The organism is Anoxybacillus sp. FSL W8-0382 (genome assembly GCF_038003845.1).
GTDB classification, from domain to species: Bacteria; Bacillota; Bacilli; order Bacillales; family Anoxybacillaceae; genus Anoxybacillus; species Anoxybacillus flavithermus_G.
Map to the genome: position 1 here is coordinate 858,497 of NZ_JBBOPX010000001.1, position 26,808 is coordinate 885,304.

The window sequence follows — 26,808 nt, forward strand, 5'->3', positions numbered from 1 at the left end:
ATGTATTCAATTGTACAACCATTTTTATTGCACGCAGTTACATCTGTTCATGCAGGAAGCGGAAGTGAAATTGGGTTAGTCGACTTACCGATCCAACGCGAAAAACATACAGGATTTCCGAAAATCGAAAGTTCTTCGTTGAAAGGAGCGCTTCGTTACCATATGAAGCTTTCTGCAAATGGAAACAAAGATGAAGAAAAAAAACTAGAACTCATTTTCGGTGGAGAAAAAGGTGACGACAATAATACAGTTGCAAGTGCTACCGCGTTAAGTGATGCACGCATCCTTCTTTTCCCTGTCAAATCGATGCGCGGTGTTTTCGCTTGGGTGACATGCCCACAAGTGATTCAACGTTGGAACTATGAGATGAGTATGCATAAAAAAGACGCCCTTGCTCTCCCTGTTCCGAAAGAAAATACGTGCAGCACAACGAAACTGCTTGTTGGAAAAAGTGAACTCGTGCTCGAAGAATATACGTTTTCTGTTCAAGTGGATGAAAATACAAAAGCGATCGCTCAACGAATTGAACAATGGCTCGGGGTGCATGTATGCATTCCTATTGTCGATCGCCTCGTTGTGTTGTCCGATGATGATTTTGCTGACTTTGTTCAATTGTCAACAGAAGTCAATGCGCGCATTAAAATTAATGACGAAACAGGAACAGTGGACGAAGGGGCGCTTTGGTACGAAGAAAACGTGCCCCCAGAAACAATTTTTTATAGTTTTTTATATGTTGGTAATCCACGTAAAAAAGATGAGCACTTAAAAGATGACAAACAAATTTATACGTACTTAGTAGGTGAGCGTAAGTTCCCAGAAGTATTTCAATTAGGTGGAAATAGCACATTAGGACGCGGAATGATGAGAACGATTTGGCTAGGGGTGTGAGAGGGATGAAAACGACACGTGTTGGAATTGAAAATGGCCGTGCTACATTTGCGTTTGAGGCAGTAAAAAAAGCGAAAGAAGGCGGAGTGAAAGATTTTAAGGCGTATCGGTCTTATGTGAAAAAAATGCCTTCGCTTATTCAAGTGAACGGCTTTGGACAAGCGCTTGCTTTTTGTTTTCAAAAAGGGAAAGAATATGATGCGATTTATAGCACATTGCGAGATTGGTTAAAAGAAAAGTATAAAGACAAATTCAAAGATAAAGAGTTTGTCGAGGTAGTGATTAGTTTATCAAGTGCTGAATATCGCGCATGGACGATGGAAGCATTAGCGTTGTTAAACTGGATGCGTAAGTTTGCAGACGGCATGGCAAAGCAAGGAGAGTGAACTTATGAACAAGCGTCACACAGAAGAAAAATATTTTCTTCCGAAAGACACGCATGCGATTTTTCGCGCTGCAAACGATCAGCAACTAACTCATTTAGCTTATCGTTTACATTATGGGCTATCTCATGAGTTTGATGAGAAAAAAGGTTGCTATAAAGTAGCGAAACGTCTTCCTGTCGTATCCATCCATCCAGACGTTCAACAAGTGGCGAAACAAGCACTTCTTCATCGTGAGCGTTCGTTTGTTTCTTTTGCGCATATCGCATCTGTTCGGAAGCTCAAAGCTACGCCTGTCGGAAAAATGGTTCACGGGCTCGGTGCCGGTCACGTTCGCGAAACGTCGCTAACGATTCATCCAACGTACGGGATTCCATACATTCCAGCGTCAAGTTTAAAAGGTGTCGTGCGGCAATGGTGGATCGAAGCGTACGGGGAAGGAAAAGAAGCCGCAATCGAACAGTCTAATGAAGCAACAGCGATTTTCGGTACACAGCAACGACGAGGTTGCGTGCAGTTTTACGACGTTTACTTAGTGAATGGGTTGCAACTCGTTCCAGAAGTAATGACGGTGCATATGAAGAAGTACTATGAAACAAAAGGTATGCCGACAGATGATCAATCTCCGACACCTGTTTCGTTTTTTACAGTGAAAGTGACAGACGTCGACATTTATTTATCTTGTTTACATCGTGAGCATCAACAGGCAGAGAAGCTATTAAAAAAAGCAACGGAGTGGACGATGCGAGCACTTGAGGAATTAGGGATTGGTTCAAAAACATCGTCAGGATATGGCTATTTTCGTAACGTACGCGACGTGACAGAACAAGAGTTTCTTCCGCTTATGAAGCAAGCGAAAGAGCAAATCGAAAGCGAGATGCAAAAACAACAGCAACAAAAAGAAGAACAGTACCTCGCTTCTTTGTCGCCGGAAGAACGATTAGTGAAAGAAATTGAACGATTAACAACAAACGAACAAGACCAGCAAAAAAGTAAATCCGAGTTATATAAACAAGTCATTGAAACAAAAAATAAAGAAGCTGCCCGAGCATTACAAGCATATTGGGAAAAAATTGGCGAATGGAACGTAAAACCGAAACGAAAAAGGCAATACGAGAAGGTGCAAGCCGTTCGTGCATTGCTAGAATAGTTATCATGACATGCCATCGCTCTCTTATAGAGATGCGGTGGCAATTTTGCAGATTTATGTAATATGATTCCCTAGTGATGGGGATTTTTTAAGGGGATATGTTTATGGGATACGAAGCATTGATGTTTGATCTTGATGGTACATTAGTAGATACCTCTGCCATAGAGACATGGAGGGAAAAAAGATCATGGCACGAGTGCATAAGACATTTTCACCTTACTCGTGTTAATCCTCATGTGCATCTGTTATTACAAAGCATTCAAAATAAAAAAATTGGAATTGTTACAAATGCTCCATACATATATGCTGAGCCGCTTTTAAAACATCACGGTATTCGTTATGATGCACTTATTTCCTATGAAAAAAATCAGAAAAATAAACCATATCCAGACCCTTTATTTCGTTGTGCTCAACATATGAATGTTCATATTGAACATTGCATATACGTTGGAAATGAACCGACTGATATTGCAGCAGCGAAAGCAGCAGGCTGTACATCTGTGGCATATGCGAATACATATAGTGAAGTCGAGCAATTACTTGTTTATATGCCTCATTTAATCATTAAAAATTTTTCGGATTTACAATATACATTAACTGAGGAGAAACATATGCAGAAAATAGCTCGAGAATGTTTTGAGCAGGCATTAGAAGAAAAACAAAAGGGAAATAGTTGGGGATATTTCCGATATCTTAACGAGGCGAGCGACCACGGACATGGACTTGCACAATATTATCTTGCGAAGGTGTTACGTAAAAACCCTCATCTCCTTTATGAAGGGAAAAATATACGTGATTTGTTATATGGTGCTGTGATGAAGATGATACCAGAGGCTGTTTTTGAACTTGGTCAATTGTTTGAGCAGGAAAATAAATGGGAGAAAGCAAAACATTTTTATCGTGTTGCTGCTCATATGGATTACGCCCCAGCACAATATTTTTTTGCAAAGATGAAATTACGAACTCCGTTTTCACGAATGAAATTGCATATTGCTCATCATTGGTTAAAAATGTGTAGTGAAAAAACTGGTAAAGCTATCCCTCTTTTAAATCAAGTAGAAAAAATTGTACAATTCGAAAATGATCTAAAGCAGCATTTTTACTATGACAAAGGAAATGAAAATTTTTTTATATGCAATTACCTTTCAAACGAAAAATATGAAGATGAATACTCTATGCGTATATTAGGTGTAAAGGGGCGAAAGCAGGCGGATATTGCTTATTTTTCCGAGCGCATATCTCCTCTTGTTTCAGACGAAATCGTAATATGTTGCTTTCCTTCTTCGGATCATCGTAATATTTTGACAGGCATACGTAAAATTGCTCAATTTATTGCACAAGAGAAAGGGATAGATGGCACGGATTGTCTTGTTAGATGGAAAAGCCGTGAGAAAAGTTCTTATGGTGGAGAAAGAAATATACAGTCACATGTGCAAACGATGAAAGTTTTTCAGCGAGAAAAAATTGTGGGAAAGCATGTACTCCTTTTAGATGATGTTACAACATCAGGAAGTTCCCTTCGGGCAGGGGAACAGTTACTTCTTGAAGCAGGTGCCTTATATGTGACAAAACTTGCACTCGGAAAAACGAAATGAAGATAAGAAAAGGGGAACGTCATGCAAACATTATGGTTAGCTTTCACATTTGTTCGGGGTCTTGGAGCAAAGAGAATAAAGAATATATATGATACGATACCACAGTTAACGGAAAATTATTTTTATGATGATGAACAAAAGCATATATTAATGAAAGTGATTAAAAATAAAGATATTTTAGATGTTTTATTTCATGAAAAAATAATGAAAGAATATATAAAGCAAGCACAAGAAGTAATACGGAATCATCAAAAGCAAGATATACACGTCATTACAATTGGAGACAAGTATTACCCAAAATTATTGAAAAAGCTAGGTGATCCTCCGATTGCTCTTTACTGCAAAGGAAATATTGATTTATTACGGATATCTAATCATATTGCCATCGTAGGCACACGCCATCCAACGGAAATCGGGAAAAAGTTTGCACGAAGGATTGCGGAAATATTTGTTGACAACGGGTACGGAATTGTTAGTGGACTAGCCGTAGGAATTGATACAGAAGCTCATATCGGCGCATTAGATGCAAAAGGTAAAACAATTGCTGTTTTAGCAGGTGGTCTTCATTCAATTTTCCCAAAAGAAAATACCAATTTAGCACACCGAATTATTGAAAATGGGGGGGTACTTATATCTGAGCAAGCAATTGGATCCCCAGCATTTCGAGCCGCATTTGTACAAAGAGACCGTATTCAAAGTGGATTGTCTTTAGCTGTTTGTCCAGTACAGACAGATATCAAAGGGGGAACACAAAACACGATTCAATTTGCTCGCAAACAAAATCGCTTATTGTTTTGTCCTGTTCCAACTGAGGATGTTCCAGCAACTCGTGGAATTTTTAAACTATTAGAAGAAGATGCTATCCCTTTAAAGACTTCAAGTGATCTGCCTTATATTATACAAAACATTGAAAACAAAAAGTGTGAGCTACTTGAAGATAATAAACAAAGTAGTAAGCCGATACTTAGTTCCAAGATAGTTGAGCAATTAAACTTGTTTGATTAATTTTTCAGAAAGGGTATGTTTTTTGTATGGTCAGTCAACTTGATGAGATGATGAAACTCATTGATTCTGGAAATTTACAGGAAGCAAAAAAACAGTTTTGTGAAAAAGCTAGTTCATTGAGCAAATATGATTATTTGAAACTGTCAAAACATTTATCAGAACGTGAATACCACTTGGAATGCATGAGCGTGCTAAAAAAAGGGTTAGAGTACTTTCCGAAAAATGCATATCTTATTCGGAGTCTCGTTCCTAAAGTATATAAGCATATTATTCGTCGCTTTTACAATGAAAAACATATTCCAGAAGAAAAATATATAGCGACAATCAGATACATTGATCGTATATTAGAGGAGATGAATCGCGGGGAATACAGTTATATTTATTTGCAACACGTGGACTATTTACTAGCAAAACAAAACGCAAATAAGGAGATAGCCTCAGCTTATTTACAGCGTCTTCAAGGATTTTCGTTAAGCAAAGATGCTTATAAAAATGGAGAACAGTCGTTTCCATCCCCATACGAAAAGTGGGTCATGAAAACAGCAAAGCTTCAGTTTGAATTAAAGGAATATACACAATGTATAAAAATCGTAGACGAGGCTTTAAAAGAAAAGGTTTCTTGGCATTATCATAACGACGTTTGGCTTTTACGATTAAAAGCGCGTTCTTTGTGCTTTCTTGGAGAAATGACCGATGCGGTTCGCATATATGAAGAATTGTTACTTAAACATCCAACATGGTTTATGTATCGGGAAATAGCGGAGTGTTATGAAAACATAGGAGAGCGACAGAAAGCATTGTATTATGGAGCGAAAGCCTGCTTAAGTCGTGATGCTGAACCGACGAAATGTGGAAAGTTATATGCAATGATGTATGAATGGCTTGTTGAAAGTGAGGAGTATATGGCGTTTACACACATTGCTTACATCGCGGAAATATATAATAAAAATAATTTCCATATGGATGAAAAAACAAAAAAACTGTATGAGTGCATGTGCACGAAATATGAGCTACCAACAAATATTCGTCGAACGCTAGAGCAGTTTTGGCTTCATCTCATTGAGCGAATGATACCACGACACGAAGGAACGATTTGCAAGCTTCTTCCGAATGGAAAAGCAGGGTTTATTGAATATGGCAATAAGCAAAAAATTTATTTTAAAACATCTGATGTACGTTTTCCGAAGAAACTTGTGCAAGAGGGAAAAAAGGTAACGTTTTTTATCGAAGAGTCATTTGATTTTGCGAAAAAACAGCGTTCCCAAATTGCACAATACGTTTGTGAGGTGAAAGATGAGCGATATCATCCCAAAAGCCCCTCAATGTCCTGATGATTTGTTTCATGAAATTGAAAAGAAGTTGCACGCTTACGATTTAGTTATATATTCCAGAAAAGATCACCCATATCATTTTATATTAGAGATCGGGACGAAAGAGAGAAAAGTTGGTGGAATAAAGTGCCATTACAATAAATTTTTCTGTTGTACATCTGTGGAGATGATTGATGCTATGGATGACATTTATCCTTTACTTGTCCGCTTGTTTCCGATGAAAAAAATAAAGGACAATCAAGTCGATGAATTTGCTCGCTATTTAATCATTAACTACCATTTTGGAGTTCATATTATTCATCGTGATTATGTAAGAATATGCTATGAAATTCGCTCTAGAGATCGTCTTGTTTGGGTAAATATAGAAAACAAAAATAAGAATTCATGCACATATGTACAAGGTGATTTGAATTTATTTGACGAAGTGTACCATATTTATATTGAATTTGAACGTATCATAAGTAAAGTACTGTAAAATCTACTTATTGTGAATTTATTCACAACTGTCGTCGACCTCCAATCGTGCAAAAACCCCGGGGGATCGACGACAGTTTATTTTATGCGAATTTTTTAGTGATATCAATAAATACAGAGTATTGACTGAATTTTCGGATGGATATATAATAGAGTTGTATAGCTTTTCCATATGTTGATTTATCAACGCTTTTTTGGGTTTGTATCGTACCTATGAGGAATTGAAACTTCCAAACGGTTCACAAGGTTTTAAACTTTGATTGGTACGTTTGTATCGTACCTATGAGGAATTGAAACCTCGGCTCGCCCTAGCGGCGAGCGGAAGGGGGGTGTGGGTTTGTATCGTACCTATGAGGAATTGAAACTGGGGTTTTGGGGTCCCCATGCGCGCGGCGTGGAGCGAGTTTGTATCGTACCTATGAGGAATTGAAACAGTATAGAATAACACACATGTGTCTACATGTCAACAGTTTGTATCGTACCTATGAGGAATTGAAACACTAGAAATTTCCCTATTCTCTAAAGCAAGCACACAATGTTTGTATCGTACCTATGAGGAATTGAAACCGTGGAATCCACAGTCAAAAACTTGGGAACGTGTAGAGTTTGTATCGTACCTATGAGGAATTGAAACAAAGATGGAAAGGTTGTTGTTGGCGAAGGTGCTGGCGCGTTTGTATCGTACCTATGAGGAATTGAAACGCTGCGCTGGCGATCGGGTGGCTTCCTGATAGTCCGTTTGTTTGTATCGTACCTATGAGGAATTGAAACTCATTTATTGCGTTTGATTCAGACCATAGAAAAACGATCGTTTGTATCGTACCTATGAGGAATTGAAACATTCTAAATTACCTGAAGTGATATAAACTTGTTCAGTGTTTGTATCGTACCTATGAGGAATTGAAACGTGAATGCATGAAGTAACTCCACACCATACACATGAGTTTGTATCGTACCTATGAGGAATTGAAACAAGATATTGCTTGGAGTACTGTCCAGGATTCCTTATCTGTTTGTATCGTACCTATGAGGAATTGAAACTTCTCCTTCCGCGCAAAAGTGAGAGTAAAAAAAGAATCGGTTTGTATCGTACCTATGAGGAATTGAAACAAGTCTTTCGGATCATTAACATACTTAAAACCCGCCCCGTTTGTATCGTACCTATGAGGAATTGAAACACGCAACAGACGAAAAAAGAATAACAAAATCACGCGAACGGTTTGTATCGTACCTATGAGGAATTGAAACCATTAAACAATCGCGGGTCGTGTATCACCAATTTCCCGGTTTGTATCGTACCTATGAGGAATTGAAACTTCGCGATCATATTGATATGATTATGTGTAGCAAAAAGTTTGTATCGTACCTATGAGGAATTGAAACGGAGATTACACGGGAAAGATTATAAGTTGGAGCTTGCTGGTTTGTATCGTACCTATGAGGAATTGAAACGGACTTCTCCTGCTGCTGTTCATTCGGGTTCGAGAGTTTGTATCGTACCTATGAGGAATTGAAACTCTTTTTGGCTATCGAGCAATATATGCAACAACAGAGTTTGTATCGTACCTATGAGGAATTGAAACTTTTAAAAAAATGGGGGGTATATCATGTTCCAACTGGTTTGTATCGTACCTATGAGGAATTGAAACCAGAAGGGTATCAAGTGGATCAAGATACGGTTGAGGAGTTTGTATCGTACCTATGAGGAATTGAAACCACCAATCCCAGCCAAAACAGAGCCAATGACCGTTAAAGTTTGTATCGTACCTATGAGGAATTGAAACTCATAGTGCCAACGCACAAACGCAAACGGATCCACACCGTTTGTATCGTACCTATGAGGAATTGAAACAGGAGTTCATGAGCTTTTAGCATGTAATAATACTGGCGTTTGTATCGTACCTATGAGGAATTGAAACCACTCAGTTATTGACGCGCCCGGTTTTGTTTTGTGCCTGGTTTGTATCGTACCTATGAGGAATTGAAACGGCGCCCCGTTGATGACATCTGATAAGTTGAATTTAGGTTTGTATCGTACCTATGAGGAATTGAAACAAGCCTTTGATTTCGAGAGACGCAATTGGCTCCACTTGAGTTTGTATCGTACCTATGAGGAATTGAAACCAGTCGAAGCGGGAGGCTAGACAAGCCTGTCTTGCCGGTTTGTATCGTACCTATGAGGAATTGAAACAACATCTTCGACCATTTATAAAACCTATACAATTCAGTTTGTATCGTACCTATGAGGAATTGAAACACGACATTTGTTCAACTTTTTCATACCATATTTACAAGTTTGTATCGTACCTATGAGGAGTTTGCCATTGTGATCAGTTTTATATTTACTTTGTAATGTTTTGTGTTAGGGGTAGTTTCCTTAATTTCCTACTAATCCTTTTTATTTTTTAGAGCGCTGGTCAGCTATCCTCAACCTCTGTTTTTATGTTACTTATTTCAAAGAGTTATATTAATTTAGAAGGAATATATTCCTTTTATGTCGTATTTTATGGTAGGTTAGTTTATTTAGAAACGAGGTGTGATTTTGCTAGCAGAAGCAGTTGTTCGAGTAGGCGAGTCGCTTGTGAGTAGTGATTTACCTTTAACGGAGCGTATTCGTTTGTTAACGGATGTAGATAATGAAGCTTGCAAGAATTTTTTTGAGCACGTCTGGGTTGTGGAATGCATAGAGGAACAAGTGAACGTTCGTTTGATGAGAATAGGAGAAAAGGTGAAGGAAGGTAAAAAAGAAACGTTTGTTGTTGATAGAGCTAAAAACGTTGCCTTTCCTATCATTTATCCTAATGGTGGGAATCCGCTAAATGCCCAAGGCTCATATGCGCTGCCATGTTACTTAATGTATGATCGCCACATAAAAATGCTTAAAAACAGCGGTGAATTTGCAAAAGAAATGCTTTTTCCTCGTTTTGAAAGAACACTTTGTATGCGACATATGGATAATGAGCAGAAGTTTTCCTATGCGAAGAAAATTGCTGATTTATTGTCACGACAAGTAGCAACGTTTGTTTATGAGGAGAAGCAGCTAGGAATCCTCATGATTGTAAATCCTTTATTTCCTGCTTATCAATACGCCTCCCAACAGCTAGATCCGCAACGATATATAAAAATCGGAGATAGTCGTATTGAGACGGACAAGTCTGTGTATTTGGATGGGAAAATGTTGATAGAAGCAATTATCTCGGCACGTTTAGATGAGGCAAAAACACTGGGAAGAGACATAAATCAAGTTTCAACGTTTACAAACAAAATAGAAACAGAAGTTGTATCGATTTATAACAAATCATGGTTATGGTTATCTTCGACATGGGAAGCACCGAAGTCGATTTATTGGGGGGATAAAGAGTGGACGAGAGGAATTAAGGTGGATCGCCACTCATACGAAGCATTTTTATATGGTGCTCAGCTTTTAAAACAACTAACTGTATCGTTATCCAACGCGACGTTAAAAGAGATATTTTCCCCTCATACAAACGTAGAAGCGAAAAAGAAAATGAAGTCATCTAGTTTTGAAAAAATTTTTGGTGTTCCCCTCATACTTCCTTTACATGATGGTGAAGTTAAACAGTTATTCAAAAAATATAGGCGGATTCTAAAAAAAGAGGAGCATAGCAGAGAAGCGCTACATATGAAACTGTTGGCAGCATTAGATGGGATTATCGTTCCAGAAAGTACGGATGACTATCGTCTCATGCTTTTATATTATTCTGGGGATTTATCGAGAGGGGATGTGCATATTCGCGCAGTTATTGATGACGTTATCCCTAGTGTCGCAAGTAAAGTGCAACAAATTTTAAAAAGGTTGAACCGTTCGGAACTATTTTCGATACGTGAGTTGTTTGGACTAGATCGGGACGAGAACAAAGAAGATGTTCGACTCTCTTCTTTGCCAGCGATGCTAGCGAACGCATATGGTCCGGGGTACGTTTGGAGTAGTATGCAATCTGTATTTCATCGACAACCGATTCGAATGGAGCGCATTTGTCAGGTGGTTGCTCGAAAGTTAACGGAATTAGCAAATAAACAGCAAATATTTTCTATGCGTCAAGAGCTTGTCTTTTATTATAGCTTTATGTATTTTTTAGACGTTTATTATCAAATTGTGTTAAACGATCAAAGGGAGGGGATAACGTTGCAAGATTTTCTTGTGCTAGCTACAAAATATCATGAAGGAACGATAACGGCTAACGATTTAACATCACCAGAATCGTTAGGGTTTGTATCTGGGCTAGCGTTGCGACAATTTTCAAGGTCATACGGAGCAAAAACGAAAAAGGATTTTATAAACCACCGAGTGATGAAATTTGGTAGTAAGTTAAATCCAGAAATGATTTGGAAAAATGGGTTGATTCGTTGTGAAGAGTTGGCAAGGCAATGGGATTTAGGAATCAAAGAAAACTTTCGAACAACATTGGCGTATGTATTGATTGGGTTTCTTCGTGCGAAGGAGGAAGGATGGCTAGCCAATAAAAAAGAACACATGATGACAGCTTTTTGGTCTGGATATTTAATGTATGATCAAGTAGCAAAAGAATAGGAGGATCCAAATATGAGCATTCGTAATGGAGAAATTTTATTTGTTAAATCTGTAAAAGACGGAATTCCTAATCGTGATCCACTTCAAGACAGTGATGTGCGACGAATATTCCCAGAAGAAGATGGACGAATTTCGTTAAGTGATGTGAGTATAAAACGTGATGTTCGCGATTATGTGCTGGAGGAAGAAAAAGACGGCGGATCATCGAAGCGTAACTACATTTTTGTGCAGGAAAGAATGAATGAAAAAGGAAAATTATTAGGCCGACAAAGTCTTGCGCAATGGATTGTAGGTCAAGTTGGTAAGGAAAAAGAGGCGAAACAAGATATGAAATCTGTTTTGCTCGAGCATAGTTTTGATGCGAGGACGTTTGGAATCGTATACTCTGTTACACCGAAGTTTCATTTAACAGGTCCTGTTCAGTTTGGATGGGCTCATTCGCTTCATCCTGTCGATAGTCAGTATGTTCAAGGAACGGTCGTCATGCCTAGTTCTGATGAGAAGGTAGATGCAAAAGGAAACGAGGAACAAGGAAAAACGCAAGGGACGATTTGGACATCGTACATTGTTCCATTTGCTGTTTTTGCAATGTCAGGGGTGATTAACGCCAAAAACGCAGAACATTCTCATATGACACCAGAAGACCAAGAGTTGTTACTGAGAGCATTATGGCGCGGGACGTTGCATCGTCAAGCACGTGGACGAGGACAGCAACAACCTCTTTTTCTCGTTCATATCGAGTACAACGACCCTTTTTTCCGAATTGGTTACTTAGAAGATTATATTACTCTCTTGCCAGAAGGAGATGTATGGAGAAAAGATGGAAAGCGTCCTTCTTCATTAAAAGAAGTTCAACTTGATGTCAGCAATCTCTTACATGTTATTGAAAAGTACAATCATAAAATACACAATGTTCGCATATGGAGAGATGATCGTTTACATGTAATAGGAAATACGTCAGCTTACGAGCAACCTTTATGGTAAAGCGGTGAACAAAATGAAAGTAGTTTCATTCGAAGTAAAAGGCCATGTTGCCCATTTCCGCAGACCAGATACGACAGCTACGCATTTAACGTATCCTTTTATGTCTATTACTGCTGCTAAAGGGTTAATTGGAGCAATTATTGGAGTAGAAGATTTCCAAACAAACGATCAAATTGGCATTCAAATCATGTCGCCGGTTCGTACCATTTCTCAACAGCTATCTATGTTTGGTAAAGAAGATGGGAAGCAATTTAATCGACCGACAACGATTGAGCTCATTGTTTCTCCGCATTATCGTATTTTTTACGCAGGAGAGGAATATGTGGATGCGCTCGCGGAGAAGTTAAAGGCAGATCACTGCACGTATCATACTTATTTAGGTGTGGCGTATGCTTTGACAAAACCATTTAACGTAGAAGTTTTTACTGTCAATGAAGCTGTCCTAACAACAGAAATGATTGACATACTATCTGTCGTGCCTACTTCCATTGTCGAGCATATTGAGTTTGAAAATGAAAAACATTTGTGTCGTGCAGGAGGATTTTTGCGGTACTATCAAGGCAAGCGTACATTTTCCCATTCTTTAAGTTTTTTATATGAAAAAAATGGGAAACCAATGACGATACAAGTGAAAAAGGATTATAAAGAAGATGGATTTTCATTGATTTCTCACTTAGGGGGATATGTATGTCTTATTTAATCCCATTTTCAGAATGTATTGCTCGTCCTGATGATCAAAACAGGAAGTATACGTTAGAAAGTCATTTAACAAACGTTTGTGAATGGATGAAGAATTGGGCAGATGATCCGCATATTAAAGTATTGCTCATTTTAGCAGGATTATGTCACGATATGACAAAAGCACATATTGACTGGCAAACTTACATTAGAGGAATTGGTACAAAAGGGCCTGCTCATGCTCCGAGCAGCGCCTTTCTCTTTTCTTATTTAGCTTATCAGTATTTAGAAAAAGAGAAAGTTTGGGAGAAGTATTGCCGTGAATGGCTTTGGCTATTGCGTGACATCGCTGACCACCATAGCGATCTTCATACTTTAAGTTACATAAATTGGGTAAAACAATACGAGTGGGAAAAAATCGATGTAGATGGATATGTTGCTTTTTTGAACAAGTATATTCCACATTTATATGTTCAAAAGGAACAATTGTCTGAATGGGTTTGGAGAGTCGATGAGATTGTTGAAGAAGTTTTACAACAATTAGACACATCTTACCAAGAGAGTCATTACCGGTACTGGATGAGCGAAATACAACGATGGCGACATTATACGACAGCACTCATTTCAGGAGATCGGTTCGATGTAAAAAGCATCTGCCCAACAATTATACCTGTTTGGCAACGTGATGAATCGTTCGTTCATTTACAAAAATATTGTGCCAAAAAAACTTCACATCCTATGTCATCTGCGCGTCAACAAGCGAAGGAAAAAATTATTGATGAGTGGCGACGTAATCATTCTTCTCGTTTTTACACGGTAAATATGCCTACTGGTTACGGTAAGACAATTGCTTCCTTACATTTGGCACTTGAAATGCTCAAAACGTACGATTATAAAAAAATAATTTATATAGCACCGTATTTATCTATTATTGAACAAACAGCTAAAACGATAGAGGAAGCATTAAATCAAAATGTATTGGAACATCATTCGCTATCTATGCTGAAAGAGGATAAAAAACGACTTTCACTAGCAGATGATGAAGATCGGCTCTCACTCGCAATTGAATCGTGGGCTAATGGAATTGTATGCACAAGCTTTCAACAGTGGACGAGGGCAATGTTTCCAAAAAGAGCTCAACATACATTGCGTCGAAGCTTTTTAGAGAAAAGCGTCATCATTATTGATGAACCGCAAATATTTCAACCAGAGGGCTGGAATGTGTTTTTGTTGGGATTGGAGGCGATGGCAGAACGTTATGATTTGCGTGTTATTTTCCTATCGGCTACGATGCCACCTTTTCAGTACGGACTGTCAAAGCCACCGGTTTCATTAACTGTGCAAGCAGTTGAGGCGCATAATCGTTACGTAGTGAAGCGAACAGAAAAAATGGATGAAAAACAAGCTGCCATGTTTTTAACAAAATGCAGTAGTCAATCAAAGGCGATGATTTTGAATACGATTGAAGATGCATATCGAGTTTATAAAGAGCTCAAATCGTTAGAAACAAATGTTTATCTTCTTCATGGACTCATGATTCCGATTCATAAACAAGCAGTCATTAAACAAATCCAGTCTCGTTTACTAGAGCAATTGCCGACAACAGTTATATCCACGCAAATTATTGAAGCTGGTGTAGACGTGAGTTTTGAAACAGTTGTTCGAGCGAATGCGATTTTACCTTCTATTGTTCAGGCAGCGGGGCGGGTTAATCGACACTTAGAAAAAGAAAAAGGATTATTTTGGATAATGCCATTTTATCGTGAAGGAGAGAAGGATACGCGACATCCAATTTACGATCGTTTTTTAACAAGTATAACGGATGAAATTTTAATGGAAAAAGAAATATGGACGGAGTTTGAGCTTACTTCAGTCGTTCAAAAATATTACGAAAAAATGTTTACTTACAACACTTATGAGGCGACAAAAAGAATGATCCAAGAAGCATATGAAGGGAATTGGAACAAGCTTAGCGAGTATGAACCTTTCGGAAAAGGTTATTTAAAGCTATCCCTATTTGTAAACTGGGATTGGGATGAGTACATACAGCATGTATCGCTGGATGTTATGAGGTTAATGAAGCATTACGGTGTTCATTGTCCCATGGAATTGTACGAAAGATTTCAAGACCAAACATGGCTAAAACATTTATCGCTTGAAGAAAGAAAACGTTTTATGATTCTTGTGCATGCGTTTGTTGTTAATGTTCCAATTAAATATGCTTTAAAAGTTGCAAGCAAAGAACAATTTTTACAAAAAAAAATCCCGCTTCTAGAAGATACAGAAGCATACCATCCGAAGCTCGGTCTAACTTTTCCTTTCGATGAACAATTTGATTGCATTATTTGAGAAAGGAGAGTGTATATGGAAGACTACAACATGCCTGTAACTGGGACAGACATATGGTATTACTACATTTGTCATCGTGAAGTTTGGTTGATGAAACATCAAATCGCACCTGATCAGGAAGATGAATCACTTGATCTTGGGCGTTTTATTTCGGAAATATACTATCGGAGAAATAAAAAAGAGTTATCATTTGGAAATATTGTGATTGATCGCGTTCGTCAAGAAGATGGACAACTTGTTGTGGGAGAAGTAAAAAAATCGTCGCGATATATGAAAAGTGCAACTATGCAGCTTTTGTACTACTTGGATTACTTACGTCGAATGGGAATTGAGGCAAGGGGGGAGCTGCTTTTTCCAGAAGAACGGAAAAAAGAAGTGGTTGAATGGACGGAGGAAGCAAGGGTGGAGCTAGAGCGGGCGGTTAAGGAAATTCAGCGCATCTTGCGTATGCCAGTACCACCGAAACCAAAGAAAATCCAATTTTGTGCAAAATGTGCGTATCGAGAATATTGTTGGGCGGAGGAATGAAATGAAACGAACATTGTACATCTTTCAAAATGGTGAGTTGCGTCGCAAAGATCATAGCTTGTATTTCGAAACAGAAGGGCGAAAAAAGTATATTCCTGTTGAAAATACAAGTGATATATACATTTTTGGAGAAGTCGATGTATCGAAGCGCTTTCTTGAGTTTGCTTCACAAAAGCAAATTATCGTTCATTATTTTAACCATTATGGTTATTATGTTGGTTCGTTTTATCCGCGCGAACATTTGAACGCGGGGCATGTAATTTTAAAACAAGCGGAGCACTATTTGGATGGGAGGAAGCGTTTAAATTTGGCGCGCCGATTTATTGAGGGATCGATCCAGCAAATGGGTCGCGTGCTAAAATATTACCGTTCTCGTTTAGAGGCGAAGGATGTTTTTGATAACGTACTACATGATTTCGAAAAGGAGTCACTTTTGCTTTCTGACGCTCAATCGGTCGAGCAATTGATGGCATTGGAAGGGCATGTGCGTGAAAAATATTATAGTACGTTTGATACGATTATTCGTCACCCTGATTTCGTATTTGAAAAGAGAACAAAGCGCCCACCGCATAATCGCTTGAATGCACTCATTAGCTTTGGAAATTCCATCGTGTATACGATGTGTTTGAGTGAAATATACAAAACGTACTTAGATCCCCGCATTGGTTTTTTGCATAGTACGAATTTTCGGCGGTTTTCACTTCATCTAGATGTTGCCGAAATATTTAAGCCTATTATTGTTGATCGTCTCATTTTTTCATTAATTAACAAAAAAATGCTAGTAAAAAAGCATTTCGATAAGCTAACGGACGGTATATTATTGTCAGAAGAAGGAAGAAAAATATTTGTGAGCGAGTTAGAAAAGAAGATGCAAACGACGGTACAACATCGTCATTTAGGAAAATCTGTATCGTATCGACGACTCATCCGTCTTGAGTTGTATAAAATTCAGAAACATTTGTTAGGGGAAAAAGAGTACGAACCGTACGCAGCAAAATGGTAGGTGATGGATTTGTTTGTTATTTTAGTTTATGATTTTAATGAGAAGCGCGTAGCGAAAGCGTTAAAAATTGCCCGTAAATATCTTCATTGGGTACAAAATTCTGTGTTTGAAGGGGAGCTATCAGAAGCAAATTATAAGAAGCTAAAAATTGAACTACAAGCCATTATGCATCCGAATGAGGACTCTGTTATTTTTTACACGTTTCGTACACAAAAATATTCGAAGCGTGAAGAGTTTGGTTTGAAAAAAGGCGGAGAGGAATTTATTTTGTAGAGGGGAAGAAACGAATGCGATTAACGATTACATTGCGAGGAACAGATGGAACGGTATCCCTTCCGCTTCATTACCAGCAATATTTACAAGGGTTAATATATCAGTCACTAAGTGATAAAGCATTTGCTCATTTTTTACATGATCATGGATTTCAGAAAGAAAAACGATCGTTTAAGTTGTTCACTTTTAGTCGCCTGTTTGGTGATCATCATATTGAACATCGTACGAAAATGATCACATTTATTGATTCATTTCAATGGCACATTGGCACTGTGCTTCCTGAACTGACGCAACAGTTAGGGGAGTATTTGTTGCTTCAGCCATATGTAAACATCGGTGATCAACGTGTCATCATTGAGCGAGTTGAAACGGAAAAGCGAACGATTGAACAGAGTGAAATTGAAATAGATATGTTGTCACCGATGACGGTATATAGCACGTACGAGACGTTGGATGGAAAGAAAAAAACACAGTTTTTTGATCCGGACGACGAAGTGTTTTCACATTTAATAGAACGGAATTTTTATAACAAATATGAAGCATATTACGGTGTTCCACCAAGCGATCGGCTACTCATCGAACCTGTCGATGTTCGAAAATGCGATCGGGTCGTAACGAGCTTTAAAGGCTTTTACATTACAGCGTGGAAAGGGCGGTATAAGCTCATTTCTTCTCCGGAAAATTTAACGTTTTTGTACCGTGTAGGTATCGGTGGACGAAACTCACAAGGATTCGGCATGTTCCGCATCATAAAAGAAAAGTGAAACATTTCACAGCTGTCGTCGACCTCCAATCGTGCAAAAACCCCGGGGGATCGACGACAGTTTATTTTATGCGAATTTTTTAGTGATATCAATAAATACAGAGTATTGACTGAATTTTCGGATGGATATATAATAGAGTTGTATAGCTTTTCCATATGTTGATTTATCAACGCTTTTTTGGGGTTTGTATCGTACCTATGAGGAATTGAAACCCGGTCAATGCTGGGGGTTGCAGGGGGAGCAGGGTCCCAGTTTGTATCGTACCTATGAGGAATTGAAACTCAAATGCCGAGCAAGTGTCCCCCCCACTTGCTCGGGTTTGTATCGTACCTATGAGGAATTGAAACTTCGCCTGATTTACAAAAATGGGTCTATCGTTTTTCGACGTTTGTATCGTACCTATGAGGAATTGAAACTCTGGTACGGTGTTCGTTGGATACTTCGTTTTGTGAGGTTTGTATCGTACCTATGAGGAATTGAAACTTAATTAAATTCCATACAATATTCCAATCACCTCCAGCAAGTTTGTATCGTACCTATGAGGAATTGAAACCTTTTTCATCTTCACGGATTTCGATTAATTTTGCACTGTTTGTATCGTACCTATGAGGAATTGAAACCGAGTGTATCGGTCGCTCGATCTATATCGTATCCAAACGGTTTGTATCGTACCTATGAGGAATTGAAACCAGAAAAAGAGGTGAAAACATGTGCGGTTATGATGGCGAGTTTGTATCGTACCTATGAGGAATTGAAACAGTATTCATACGCTCTTTCTGGGCTTGTTATTTTGGGTTTGTATCGTACCTATGAGGAATTGAAACGTGCACGCTTCACGTGCATTTCGCTGATTCCGATGATCTGTCTGTATCGTACCTATGAGGAATTGAAATATCAATAAAAAATGTTAGCCAAAAAACATTTTGATGTTTTTATCGTACCTATAAGGATTAAAAAAGCTGTTCCGAAGTGTTGTTCGGAACAGCTTTTATGTTGTTTATACGTTCCAAAGACCTTTCTTTTGTTGGCGTGCTTTTCGTTCGGCTATACATCAGTGTATGAACATTTGTTATAATGTATTTACACGATTATTTCCTTTATTGACAATGATAGATAGATAATCCTTTTTCACTTTTATTTTTTTAGATATTTAAAAACGTGATAGTGAATTTTGTCGAATTTGTTCACAAGAAAGTTATATGGTAGTAAAATAAAGGAAAGATAGAAGCTGCAGGAGGTAACACCATGGATTCTATCCAATTTCAAGATAAAGTGTCGTTTATATGGACAAATGCAGATTTATTGCGCGGAGATTATAAGCAATCGGAATACGGAAAAGTGATTCTACCTTTAACGGTGATTCGGCGCATTGATGCGGTGCTAGAGCCTACGAAGGAAGCGGTTCTTTCCCAATTGGAAGAATTAAAAACGATGGGAATGACGATTGAAGACGGGGATTTTTTACTTCAACAAGCAGCGGAGCAGCCTTTTTACAATACGTCGAATTTTACGCTTAAAAAGTTATTGGACGACCCGCAACATATTGAAGACAACTTTAGAGACTATTTATTTGGATTTTCGCAAAATGTACGAGATATTATCGAGCATTTTGACTTTGATAAACAAATTAGCCGTTTAGCTAAGGCAAACCTGCTTTATTTGCTTATTCAAAATTTTGCAACCTTTGACTTGCATCCAGATCGTGTGTCAAACGTAGAAATGGGGTACATATTTGAAGAATTGATCCGGCGCTTTTCGGAGCAATCGAATGAGACGGCAGGGGAACATTTTACACCGCGTGAGGTCATTAAGTTAATGGTGAATTTGCTTTTTATCAATGGTACGGATGAACTCACAAAGCCTGGGGTTATCCGTTCGATTTATGACCCAGCCTGCGGGACAGGCGGGATGCTATCGGTTGCTTCAGAATATATTCGCAAGCTAAATGAACGGGCAGAACTGATTACATTTGGACAAGAACTGAACCCTGAGTCATATGCGATTTGTAAAGCCGACATGCTTTTAAAAAACGATAACCCGCAAAATATTAAACTTGGGAATTCGTTTTCAGAAGATCAGCTTGCCAACGAGAAGTTTGATTACATGTTATCTAATCCGCCATTTGGAGTGGACTGGAAAAAAGTACAAGATGTCATTAAAGCAGAACATGAAACACTTGGTTTTGAAGGGCGTTTTGGCGCAGGTTTGCCGCGTGTGTCGGACGGTTCGCTACTATTTTTGCAACATATGATATCAAAAATGAAGCCAGCGTACGAAGGCGGCTCTCGAATTGCGATCGTATTTAACGGCTCTCCTTTATTTACTGGAGGTGCTGGAAGCGGAGAGTCGGAAATTCGGAAATGGATTATTGAAAACGACTTATTAGAGGCAATTGTCGCGTTGCCTGACCAACTTTTTTACAATACAGGCATTTCGACGTACATCTGGGTATTAACGAACAAAAAAGAAGAAAAACGAAAAGGAAAAATCCAGTTAATCCAAGCGACGCATTTGTTCCAAAAAATGCGCAAACCTTTAGGTGAAAAGCGAAACGAGCTGTTAGATGAGCATATTGACGAGATTACACGGTTATACGGTGATTTTACGGAAGGAAAGTATGTCAAAATTTTTGATAACGAAGATTTTGGATATAGACGCATTACAGTAGAACGACCATTAAAATTAAAAATAACGGTTACGAAAGAAAAGCTAGCTGCTTTGGAAGAAGAAAGTGCTTTTTCTAACTTAGCAAAGTCAAAGAAAAAAGGGGAAGCGGCGAAGGCGGAAATAGAAGAAGGGGAACGTCTGCAGCAACAAATTAAAACTCTCCTTCTTTCGTTTGAAGGGCAAATTTTTATGAGCCGGGATACGTTCCTAAAACAACTAAAAAAGGCTGCCCAAGAACAAGACATTAAGTTGAGCACAGCTATTGTAAAAGCGATTATCTCCGTCTTTGGTGAACATGATGAGGACGCAGAGCCTTGCAAAGACAACAAGGGCAATTTAGAGCCTAATCCAGAACTGCGCGACTACGAAAACGTCCCGTTGAAAGAAGATGTAGAACAATACTTCGAACGCGAAGTCAAACCATTTGTTCCAGACGCATGGATTGACCATGACAAGACAGTGGTGGGGTATGAAATTCCGTTTACACGTACTTTCTATGAATTTTCTAAAGTAGAACCCCCTGAAAAAATTGCCGGCGAAATTAAAGAACTGCATGAGGAAATACAGAAGCTAATGGGGGAGTTATTCGTATGAATGTGAAAAAATATCATTCATTAAAAGAAAGCGGTGTCGAATGGATAGAAAAAATTCCGACTCATTGGGAACTAAGAAGAATAGGTCAACTATTTAAGTTTAGAAATGAAAAAGTAAGCGATGAGGAATATATGCCCTTATCTGTAACAAAAGATGGAGTGGTTCCCCAGCTCGAAAATGTCGCCAAAACCATACATAATGAAAACCGAAAAAAAGTATTAAAGGGCGACATTGTGATTAATAGCCGTTCCGATAGACGAGGTTCAAGCGGCTTGTCGATGTTGAATGGGTCTTGTTCGCTTATTAATCATGTGCTAGAACCAAGAGTGGAACTTGAAGGGAAGTATATCCACTATCTTTTCAAAAGTGTGCCATTTTGTGATGAGTACTACAGATGGGGCACTGGAATTGTAGACGATCTATGGTCTACACAAAAAGATCGAATGAGCCAAATACAAATACCTTTTCCGTCCATCAATGAGCAGAAACGTATTGCTCGATTTCTGGATGATAAAACTAATGCTATAGCTAAGTTAAAAAAGATATTAGAAGAAAAAATTAATAAATTAAAGGACTACCGCTCTTCCTTGATTACCCAAGCCGTCACAAAAGGACTCGATCCAAACGTTCCAATGAAAGATTCCGGGATTGAATGGCTAGGGGAAGTGCCGGAGCATTGGATCGTACAAAGAATTAAAAACATTTGCTCTATAAACGGAAGAATTGGATTTAGAGGTTATAGCTCAGAAGACATAGTTGGTGAAAAAGAAGGAGCAATAACATTTAGCCCTTCGAATATAAAAGATCAGTGTTTATCGTTAGATAACTTAACATATCTTTCTTGGGAAAAATACTATGAATCCCCTGAAATTCAAATAAAAAATAATGACATTATATTTTGTAAAACTGGTTCATCGATAGGAAAAGTAGCTCTGATAGATGGCTTAGAGGATGCTGCAACTATCAATCCTCAATTAGTAATATTTACAGATATAAAATTGATAACTAAATATTTCTATTACTCCCTTGTTTCGAATTTAATTCAGAATCAAGTTCGTCTATTCGCTGGAGGTGGTGTAATGCCTACCTTGACTCAAGAAACAATTTCCAGTTTTAAAATTTTTGTTCCACCGCTCAAAGAACAAGCAGCAATTATAGAGTTTCTTGATAAATTAACGAATGATGTAAATGAAGTTATAAAAAAAGCGGAAAGTCAAATTATGTTGCTAGACGAATACCGCTCTTCGCTTATTACCGCAGCGGTGACGGGGCAGATAGATGTTTCGGATTGGAAAGAGGCGGAGGAGGAGCTAGAGACGATTTTGTAAGGGGCGATGAGGATGGCAGTGGATCGTTCAGAAAAAGCGCTTGAAACAGCGATTGAAGCTGATTTATTAGAAGCCGGGTATGTACGTGGGCTAGGCTACAACCGCGATACGTGTTTAGACCATGACACGTTAATGACATTCATCCAAACATCACAGCCTGCCGTATGGCAAAAGCTCGAAAAACATTTTAAATCGGATACAGCCAATCAAATTATCGCGAGATTAGTGAAAGAATTGGAGCTTCGTGGGACGTTAGAAGTGTTAAGAAAAGGAATCGACTTATTTGGGCAACAAATTAAGCTCGTTTATTTTAAACCGGAGCATGAACTGTCCGAACAAGCATTGGTTCGCTATGAAGCGAACCGATTTACCGTGTCACGGCAAGTACACTACTCTAACCAACACCAAAAATCGCTAGACATGGTGTTAGGAGTAAACGGCATTCCAATCGTTACGATGGAGCTGAAAAACCGTCCCACCGGGCAAAACGTCAACCATGCGAAACGGCAATATAAACAAGACCGTGATCCAAGGGAAACGATGTTTAAGTTCACCAAACATCCAACTCGGACGCTTGTCCATTTTGCCGTTGACCACGATCTTGTGTATATGACGACTAAGCTTGCTGGAGAATCGACGTATTTTCTTCCTTTTAACAAAGGATATAACGGTGGGGCGGGAAATCCTCCTTCTGCTGGATTTCAAACAGAATATTTATGGAAAGAAGTTCTCGTTCCCGATTCTTTGTTAGAAATTTTGCAGCGCTTTATGCACTTAGAAGTAGACGAAAAAGACGGGAAGAAAAAAGTTACGATGATTTTTCCGCGTTATCATCAACTGGATGCCGTTCGGAAGATCATCGCCGACGTGAAAGAGAAAGGAGCAGGAGAGTCGTATTTAATCCAACACTCCGCTGGCTCAGGAAAGTCCAACACAATCGCTTGGCTTGCCCACCGTTTAAGCGGTCTTCATAAAAATAACGAACCAGTTTTTCACTCTACCATTGTCATTACCGACCGTGTCGTCCTTGACCGGCAGCTTCAGGGGACGATTGCCCAGTTTGAACAAACGTTAGGCGTTGTGCAAAAAATCGACAAAAACTCAGCACAACTAGCCGAAGCGATTCAAGCTGGAAAGAAAATTATTATTACAACGCTGCAAAAATTCCCTTTCATTCTTGATAAAATCGAACAGCAACAGGGGAAACGCTTTGCCATTATTATGGACGAAGCCCATTCTTCCCAAACAGGCGAAACAGCGCAAAAAGTACGTGAAGCGTTGCGCGATTATACGGTCAGCGAAAGGGAAGAAATAGAGGCGGAGCTTGCCGAAGCGACAACAGATAGTGAAGCGGAATTAATTAAAGAAGTGTCCAAGCGTGGTCGCCCTTCTAATATTAGCTTTTTCGCCTTTACCGCAACACCAAAAGCAAAAACGCTTGAAATGTTCGGAACGTACGACGGAGAAGTGCCGCGCCCTTTCCATCTATACACGATGCGCCAAGCAATTGAAGAAGGATTTATTTTAGACGTATTGGCGAACTATATGACGTACAAAACGTATTACAAACTTTCCAAAGCGATTGAAGATGACCCTGAACTAGACCAAAAGAAAGCGAAAAAAGCGTTGGCAAAATATATGGCGCTTCATCCATATAACGTTGCGCAAAAAGTAGAAATTATCGTAGAGCACTTTAAAACGGCTGTACGCCATAAAATCGCTGGACAAGCAAAAGCAATGATTGTTACCGGAAGCCGCCAACAAGCGCTTCTCTATTACCGAGCGATGCAACGTTACATGAAGGAAAAAGGATATCCATACGGGGTGTTGGTCGCCTTTTCTGGTACGCTTTATGATGACGTAACGAGAGAAGAAGTAACGGAAGCTCAAATCAATGGATTTGCGGAAAGTGAGTTACCAAAAAAGTTTAAAACGGACAAATACCAGTTTTTAATTGTCGCCGATAAATATCAAACGGGTTTCAATGAACCATTACTGCATACGATGTACGTCGATAAAAAACTTTCCGGCATACAGGCAGTGCAGACGCTTTCTCGCTTAAACCGGACACATCGAGCAAAGCAAGATACGTTTGTTCTTGACTTTGTGAACGAAGCGGAACATATTTACGAAGCATTTAAACCGTACTATGAGGCGACAAAATTGGCGGAAACAACAGACTTAAACGTAATGTATGATTTGAAAAACCGTGTATTTGGTTATCAAATTTTTGAGCAACGGGAAGTTGACGCGTATGCAGAAGTGTTTTTCCGTCCGCAAAGCCGCCAGCGCAAAGGGGAATTATCAGAACTGCATCGCATCGTCGATCAGGCAGTTGTTCGGTATAACAAGTTGCCGGAAGAAGAACAAGCAGAATGTAAAAACGCCCTAAATAAGTTTGTTCGTTCGTATTCGTATATTAGTCAAATTGCACCGTTTACCGATGCCAACCTGCACAAGCTGTTCGTTTATGTGCAAATGCTTGTGAAAAAGCTGCCAAATACAAATACAGGTGCTCTTCAATTAGATGATGAGGTGCAGTTAACGTATTATCGGTTAGAGAAAACGTTTGAAGGATCGATTGATTTATCAGAAGGCGAAGCGAAAGAATTAAAAGGATTAACAGACGGAGTTGGAACGATAGAGGAGAAGAAAGACCGATTAAGCGCCATTCTCGAATTAATCAATCAGCGTTTTGGCACAGACTTTAAACCGAGCGACCGCGTCTTTTTTGAACAAGCAAAAGAAGAAATGCTTCATGATGAAATCACGATTCACCAAGCGAAAAACAGCTCGCGGGAAAACTTTATTCGCTCAAAAACCCCGCAGGCATTAAAAAGCTTCCTAGCAACCAAAAACTCTAACGAACAGCTATTTAAGCGGCTATTTACAGACAAGGACTTTCAAGAAACGGTACTGCATGCGTTCTTAAATGAGGTGTATGAAGCGGCGCGAAGCATCGAAATAGAGGAATAAATTTGATAAAGCCCTAGCTTTGGAAATGCTAGGGCTATTCATTATGAAACGGAGGAAAGGCATGGACGAGCTACTGCGTTGTATTGAAGAATATCTTACCGGCAAATTATCGGCAGAACAATTTTCTTACGATTTTCCTGCTATATACAGATTTCAGATTTATGAAGGGAGCATAGATGAGCAGTACATAGACGCATTTGATGATATTTCAGAAGCATGTGGTTGGTACGAGCCAGACCCGCTGCAAAGAAAAGATTGTAATGATTATATCGATGAAGAAGCGTTAAGAAGCATTGTGGCAGACAAATATCAAGCATTAAAAAGAAGCACATAACCAAAGATGGTTACGTGCTTTTTCCTCGTCTTCTCCGATGGTAATCATGTTTCCACCATCTGGCGTGCCGCAACTTTCCTCCTAGCCGCTTCACGCTCTTTCCAAGGAATAATTTTTCTTTCCACGTATGTAACATCAGATGTTTTCATGCGATAAACATCTGCCTGACGCAGCGCATCATTTGTAAATGTGCCTGAGGTAATAAACCAAGTCGAAACACAGCGATGGTTCTTTTTAGCGCTATCAAGCTCTCTAATTTCTTTCACAGTTACTTGATTTTTGGATTTATAACGATGCTTTACTTGAACAGCAATCTTTATCCCATCAGATTTATTCGTTAAAATCATATCGACACCGCCGTCTTTTGTTTCCGGTGTTTTCACTGGTTTGTAACCGATTGCTTTAAAATAAAGGAATACGAGTTGTTCGAACTCAAAACCAGATAAATCCTCCAGTGGTAACTGCAAAATTATCTCATCCGAACGAATGTTGTATTTTCGTGTTCGATTATTTGAAGAAGAGGGAGTTGTTTCGCCTGTTCGCTGCCTAGATGAAGGTAGTTTGTCAGTTTTTTTCATACTCTTTTTTTGCGGAAGTCCTGTATACGGATTTTTATTTTTGTTTTCTTTTTTGCGCATGTCAGGCACATAAGATGCGGCTTTGGCTCCTAAAGCTACAGACATAAAAATAACAGCTATTAAGAAATAAAAACTGAGATGAAACTGCCACCATATGCTAAATCCGCATAAAAAGACAAGACCGCTCACCGCTCCAAACACAGTATCTTTTCTTTGTTTTCTTGTTTGTTTCGTCAATCCCATATCCCCCTTTCAAAAGGCTTATACATAAATTTTACAATACCCTTTTTGCTATTGCATCCAGATTTTTGTATGGTATGTGGCGAAAAACAGGATTCATAAGAGATGTAATAAAGGAAATTTGTGGAATTTCG

At 38.8% G+C, this 26,808-nt stretch carries 20 protein-coding genes and 2 CRISPR repeat arrays; of the genes, 19 read left to right on the forward strand and 1 reads right to left on the reverse strand.

Annotation, left to right across the window (positions count from 1 at the left end; translation table 11 throughout):
* The 19 genes from cmr4 to NSS60_RS04555 all read left to right on the forward strand — a co-directional run bounded on the left by cmr4 (position 1) and on the right by NSS60_RS04555 (position 25,856).
* On the forward strand, positions 1-888 hold the full coding sequence (cmr4, locus tag NSS60_RS04465) for a type III-B CRISPR module RAMP protein Cmr4 (RefSeq protein ID WP_004889356.1): 888 nt from the start codon (positions 1-3) through the stop codon (positions 886-888).
* Between the two features lie 5 nt (positions 889-893).
* Complete coding sequence (gene cmr5, locus NSS60_RS04470) at positions 894-1,274, forward strand: type III-B CRISPR module-associated protein Cmr5 (RefSeq protein ID WP_004889358.1); 381 nt, start codon at positions 894-896, stop codon at positions 1,272-1,274.
* Positions 1,275-1,278: 4 nt separating this feature from the next.
* Positions 1,279-2,421 (forward strand): type III-B CRISPR module RAMP protein Cmr6, encoded by a 1,143-nt coding sequence (gene cmr6, locus NSS60_RS04475; protein ID WP_004889359.1) that lies wholly within the window; start codon positions 1,279-1,281, stop codon positions 2,419-2,421.
* A gap of 104 nt (positions 2,422-2,525) precedes the next feature.
* Positions 2,526-4,016 carry an HAD-IA family hydrolase gene (locus tag NSS60_RS04480; protein WP_004889361.1) on the forward strand — a complete coding sequence of 497 codons (1,491 nt, stop codon included), beginning with the start codon at positions 2,526-2,528 and terminating at the stop codon, positions 4,014-4,016.
* Between the two features lie 21 nt (positions 4,017-4,037).
* Complete coding sequence (gene dprA / locus NSS60_RS04485; RefSeq protein ID WP_004889362.1) at positions 4,038-5,021, forward strand: DNA-processing protein DprA; 984 nt, start codon at positions 4,038-4,040, stop codon at positions 5,019-5,021.
* Between the two features lie 26 nt (positions 5,022-5,047).
* Positions 5,048-6,352: a tetratricopeptide repeat protein gene (locus NSS60_RS04490; RefSeq protein ID WP_004889364.1), complete on the forward strand. Its 1,305-nt coding sequence runs from the start codon at positions 5,048-5,050 to the stop codon at positions 6,350-6,352.
* Positions 6,315-6,827, forward strand: a complete 513-nt coding sequence (locus NSS60_RS04495) for a hypothetical protein (protein ID WP_064214009.1) — start codon at positions 6,315-6,317, stop codon at positions 6,825-6,827. Before NSS60_RS04490 ends, NSS60_RS04495 begins: the two co-directional genes overlap by 38 nt.
* Before the next feature lie 197 nt (positions 6,828-7,024).
* Positions 7,025-9,150: direct repeats of the CRISPR family, unit length 30 nt; unit sequence GTTTGTATCGTACCTATGAGGAATTGAAAC.
* 212 nt (positions 9,151-9,362) lie between these two features.
* A complete protein-coding gene (locus NSS60_RS04500) occupies positions 9,363-11,378 on the forward strand; it encodes a hypothetical protein (protein ID WP_004889377.1) in 2,016 nt (671 codons plus the stop codon).
* Between the two features lie 12 nt (positions 11,379-11,390).
* Positions 11,391-12,362, forward strand: coding sequence for a CRISPR-associated protein (locus NSS60_RS04505; RefSeq protein WP_004889379.1), 972 nt, complete (start codon positions 11,391-11,393; stop codon positions 12,360-12,362).
* Positions 12,363-12,375: 13 nt separating this feature from the next.
* On the forward strand, positions 12,376-13,062 hold the full coding sequence (cas5, locus tag NSS60_RS04510) for a CRISPR-associated protein Cas5 (protein ID WP_035018527.1): 687 nt from the start codon (positions 12,376-12,378) through the stop codon (positions 13,060-13,062).
* Positions 13,050-15,389 carry a CRISPR-associated helicase Cas3' gene (gene cas3 / locus NSS60_RS04515; protein WP_004889381.1) on the forward strand — a complete coding sequence of 780 codons (2,340 nt, stop codon included), beginning with the start codon at positions 13,050-13,052 and terminating at the stop codon, positions 15,387-15,389. The genes cas5 and cas3 overlap by 13 nt, the downstream gene beginning before the upstream one ends.
* 30 nt (positions 15,390-15,419) lie before the next feature.
* The gene (gene cas4, locus NSS60_RS04520; protein ID WP_004889383.1) at positions 15,420-15,917 is read left to right on the forward strand and encodes a CRISPR-associated protein Cas4; all 498 of its coding nucleotides are present in this window, start codon (positions 15,420-15,422) and stop codon (positions 15,915-15,917) included.
* Position 15,918: 1 nt separating this feature from the next.
* The gene (cas1b, locus tag NSS60_RS04525) at positions 15,919-16,920 is read left to right on the forward strand and encodes a type I-B CRISPR-associated endonuclease Cas1b (RefSeq protein ID WP_004889384.1); all 1,002 of its coding nucleotides are present in this window, start codon (positions 15,919-15,921) and stop codon (positions 16,918-16,920) included.
* Between the two features lie 9 nt (positions 16,921-16,929).
* Positions 16,930-17,193, forward strand: a complete 264-nt coding sequence (gene cas2, locus NSS60_RS04530; RefSeq protein ID WP_035019157.1) for a CRISPR-associated endonuclease Cas2 — start codon at positions 16,930-16,932, stop codon at positions 17,191-17,193.
* 14 nt (positions 17,194-17,207) lie between these two features.
* Positions 17,208-17,957 (forward strand): CRISPR-associated endoribonuclease Cas6, encoded by a 750-nt coding sequence (gene cas6 / locus NSS60_RS04535; protein ID WP_004889388.1) that lies wholly within the window; start codon positions 17,208-17,210, stop codon positions 17,955-17,957.
* A 182-nt stretch (positions 17,958-18,139) separates the two neighbouring features.
* A CRISPR array of direct repeats spans positions 18,140-18,915; the repeat unit is 30 nt; unit sequence GTTTGTATCGTACCTATGAGGAATTGAAAC.
* Positions 18,916-19,202: 287 nt separating this feature from the next.
* Positions 19,203-21,218 carry a type I restriction-modification system subunit M gene (locus NSS60_RS04540; protein ID WP_340720680.1) on the forward strand — a complete coding sequence of 672 codons (2,016 nt, stop codon included), beginning with the start codon at positions 19,203-19,205 and terminating at the stop codon, positions 21,216-21,218.
* Positions 21,215-22,546 (forward strand): restriction endonuclease subunit S, encoded by a 1,332-nt coding sequence (locus NSS60_RS04545; protein WP_340720681.1) that lies wholly within the window; start codon positions 21,215-21,217, stop codon positions 22,544-22,546. Before NSS60_RS04540 ends, NSS60_RS04545 begins: the two co-directional genes overlap by 4 nt.
* Positions 22,547-22,558: 12 nt before the next feature.
* Positions 22,559-25,522, forward strand: a complete 2,964-nt coding sequence (locus tag NSS60_RS04550) for a type I restriction endonuclease subunit R (protein WP_340720682.1) — start codon at positions 22,559-22,561, stop codon at positions 25,520-25,522.
* A 61-nt stretch (positions 25,523-25,583) separates the two neighbouring features.
* Positions 25,584-25,856: a hypothetical protein gene (locus tag NSS60_RS04555; protein WP_004889395.1), complete on the forward strand. Its 273-nt coding sequence runs from the start codon at positions 25,584-25,586 to the stop codon at positions 25,854-25,856.
* Between the two features lie 44 nt (positions 25,857-25,900).
* Here the strand turns inward: NSS60_RS04555 and NSS60_RS04560 are convergent, their stop codons facing one another.
* Complete coding sequence (locus tag NSS60_RS04560) at positions 25,901-26,677, reverse strand: restriction endonuclease (protein WP_004889397.1); 777 nt, start codon at positions 26,675-26,677, stop codon at positions 25,901-25,903.
* Positions 26,678-26,808 lie beyond the last annotated feature (131 nt).

Excerpts from the sequence above, each read along its gene's own strand:
- cmr4 (WP_004889356.1), top strand. The coding sequence starts at position 1 with ATGTATTCAATTGTACAACCATTTTTATTGCACGCAGTTACATCTGTT.
- cmr5 (WP_004889358.1), top strand. The coding sequence starts at position 894 with ATGAAAACGACACGTGTTGGAATTGAAAATGGCCGTGCTACATTTGCG.
- cmr6 (WP_004889359.1), top strand. The coding sequence starts at position 1,279 with ATGAACAAGCGTCACACAGAAGAAAAATATTTTCTTCCGAAAGACACG.
- NSS60_RS04480 (WP_004889361.1), top strand. The coding sequence starts at position 2,526 with ATGGGATACGAAGCATTGATGTTTGATCTTGATGGTACATTAGTAGAT.
- dprA (WP_004889362.1), top strand. The coding sequence starts at position 4,038 with ATGCAAACATTATGGTTAGCTTTCACATTTGTTCGGGGTCTTGGAGCA.
- NSS60_RS04490 (WP_004889364.1), top strand. The coding sequence starts at position 5,048 with ATGGTCAGTCAACTTGATGAGATGATGAAACTCATTGATTCTGGAAAT.
- NSS60_RS04495 (WP_064214009.1), top strand. The coding sequence starts at position 6,315 with ATGAGCGATATCATCCCAAAAGCCCCTCAATGTCCTGATGATTTGTTT.
- NSS60_RS04505 (WP_004889379.1), top strand. The coding sequence starts at position 11,391 with ATGAGCATTCGTAATGGAGAAATTTTATTTGTTAAATCTGTAAAAGAC.
- cas5 (WP_035018527.1), top strand. The coding sequence starts at position 12,376 with ATGAAAGTAGTTTCATTCGAAGTAAAAGGCCATGTTGCCCATTTCCGC.
- cas3 (WP_004889381.1), top strand. The coding sequence starts at position 13,050 with ATGTCTTATTTAATCCCATTTTCAGAATGTATTGCTCGTCCTGATGAT.
- cas4 (WP_004889383.1), top strand. The coding sequence starts at position 15,420 with ATGCCTGTAACTGGGACAGACATATGGTATTACTACATTTGTCATCGT.
- cas1b (WP_004889384.1), top strand. The coding sequence starts at position 15,919 with ATGAAACGAACATTGTACATCTTTCAAAATGGTGAGTTGCGTCGCAAA.
- cas6 (WP_004889388.1), top strand. The coding sequence starts at position 17,208 with ATGCGATTAACGATTACATTGCGAGGAACAGATGGAACGGTATCCCTT.
- NSS60_RS04540 (WP_340720680.1), top strand. The coding sequence starts at position 19,203 with ATGGATTCTATCCAATTTCAAGATAAAGTGTCGTTTATATGGACAAAT.
- NSS60_RS04545 (WP_340720681.1), top strand. The coding sequence starts at position 21,215 with ATGAATGTGAAAAAATATCATTCATTAAAAGAAAGCGGTGTCGAATGG.
- NSS60_RS04550 (WP_340720682.1), top strand. The coding sequence starts at position 22,559 with ATGGCAGTGGATCGTTCAGAAAAAGCGCTTGAAACAGCGATTGAAGCT.
- NSS60_RS04555 (WP_004889395.1), top strand. The coding sequence starts at position 25,584 with ATGGACGAGCTACTGCGTTGTATTGAAGAATATCTTACCGGCAAATTA.
- NSS60_RS04560 (WP_004889397.1), bottom strand. The coding sequence starts at position 26,677 with ATGGGATTGACGAAACAAACAAGAAAACAAAGAAAAGATACTGTGTTT.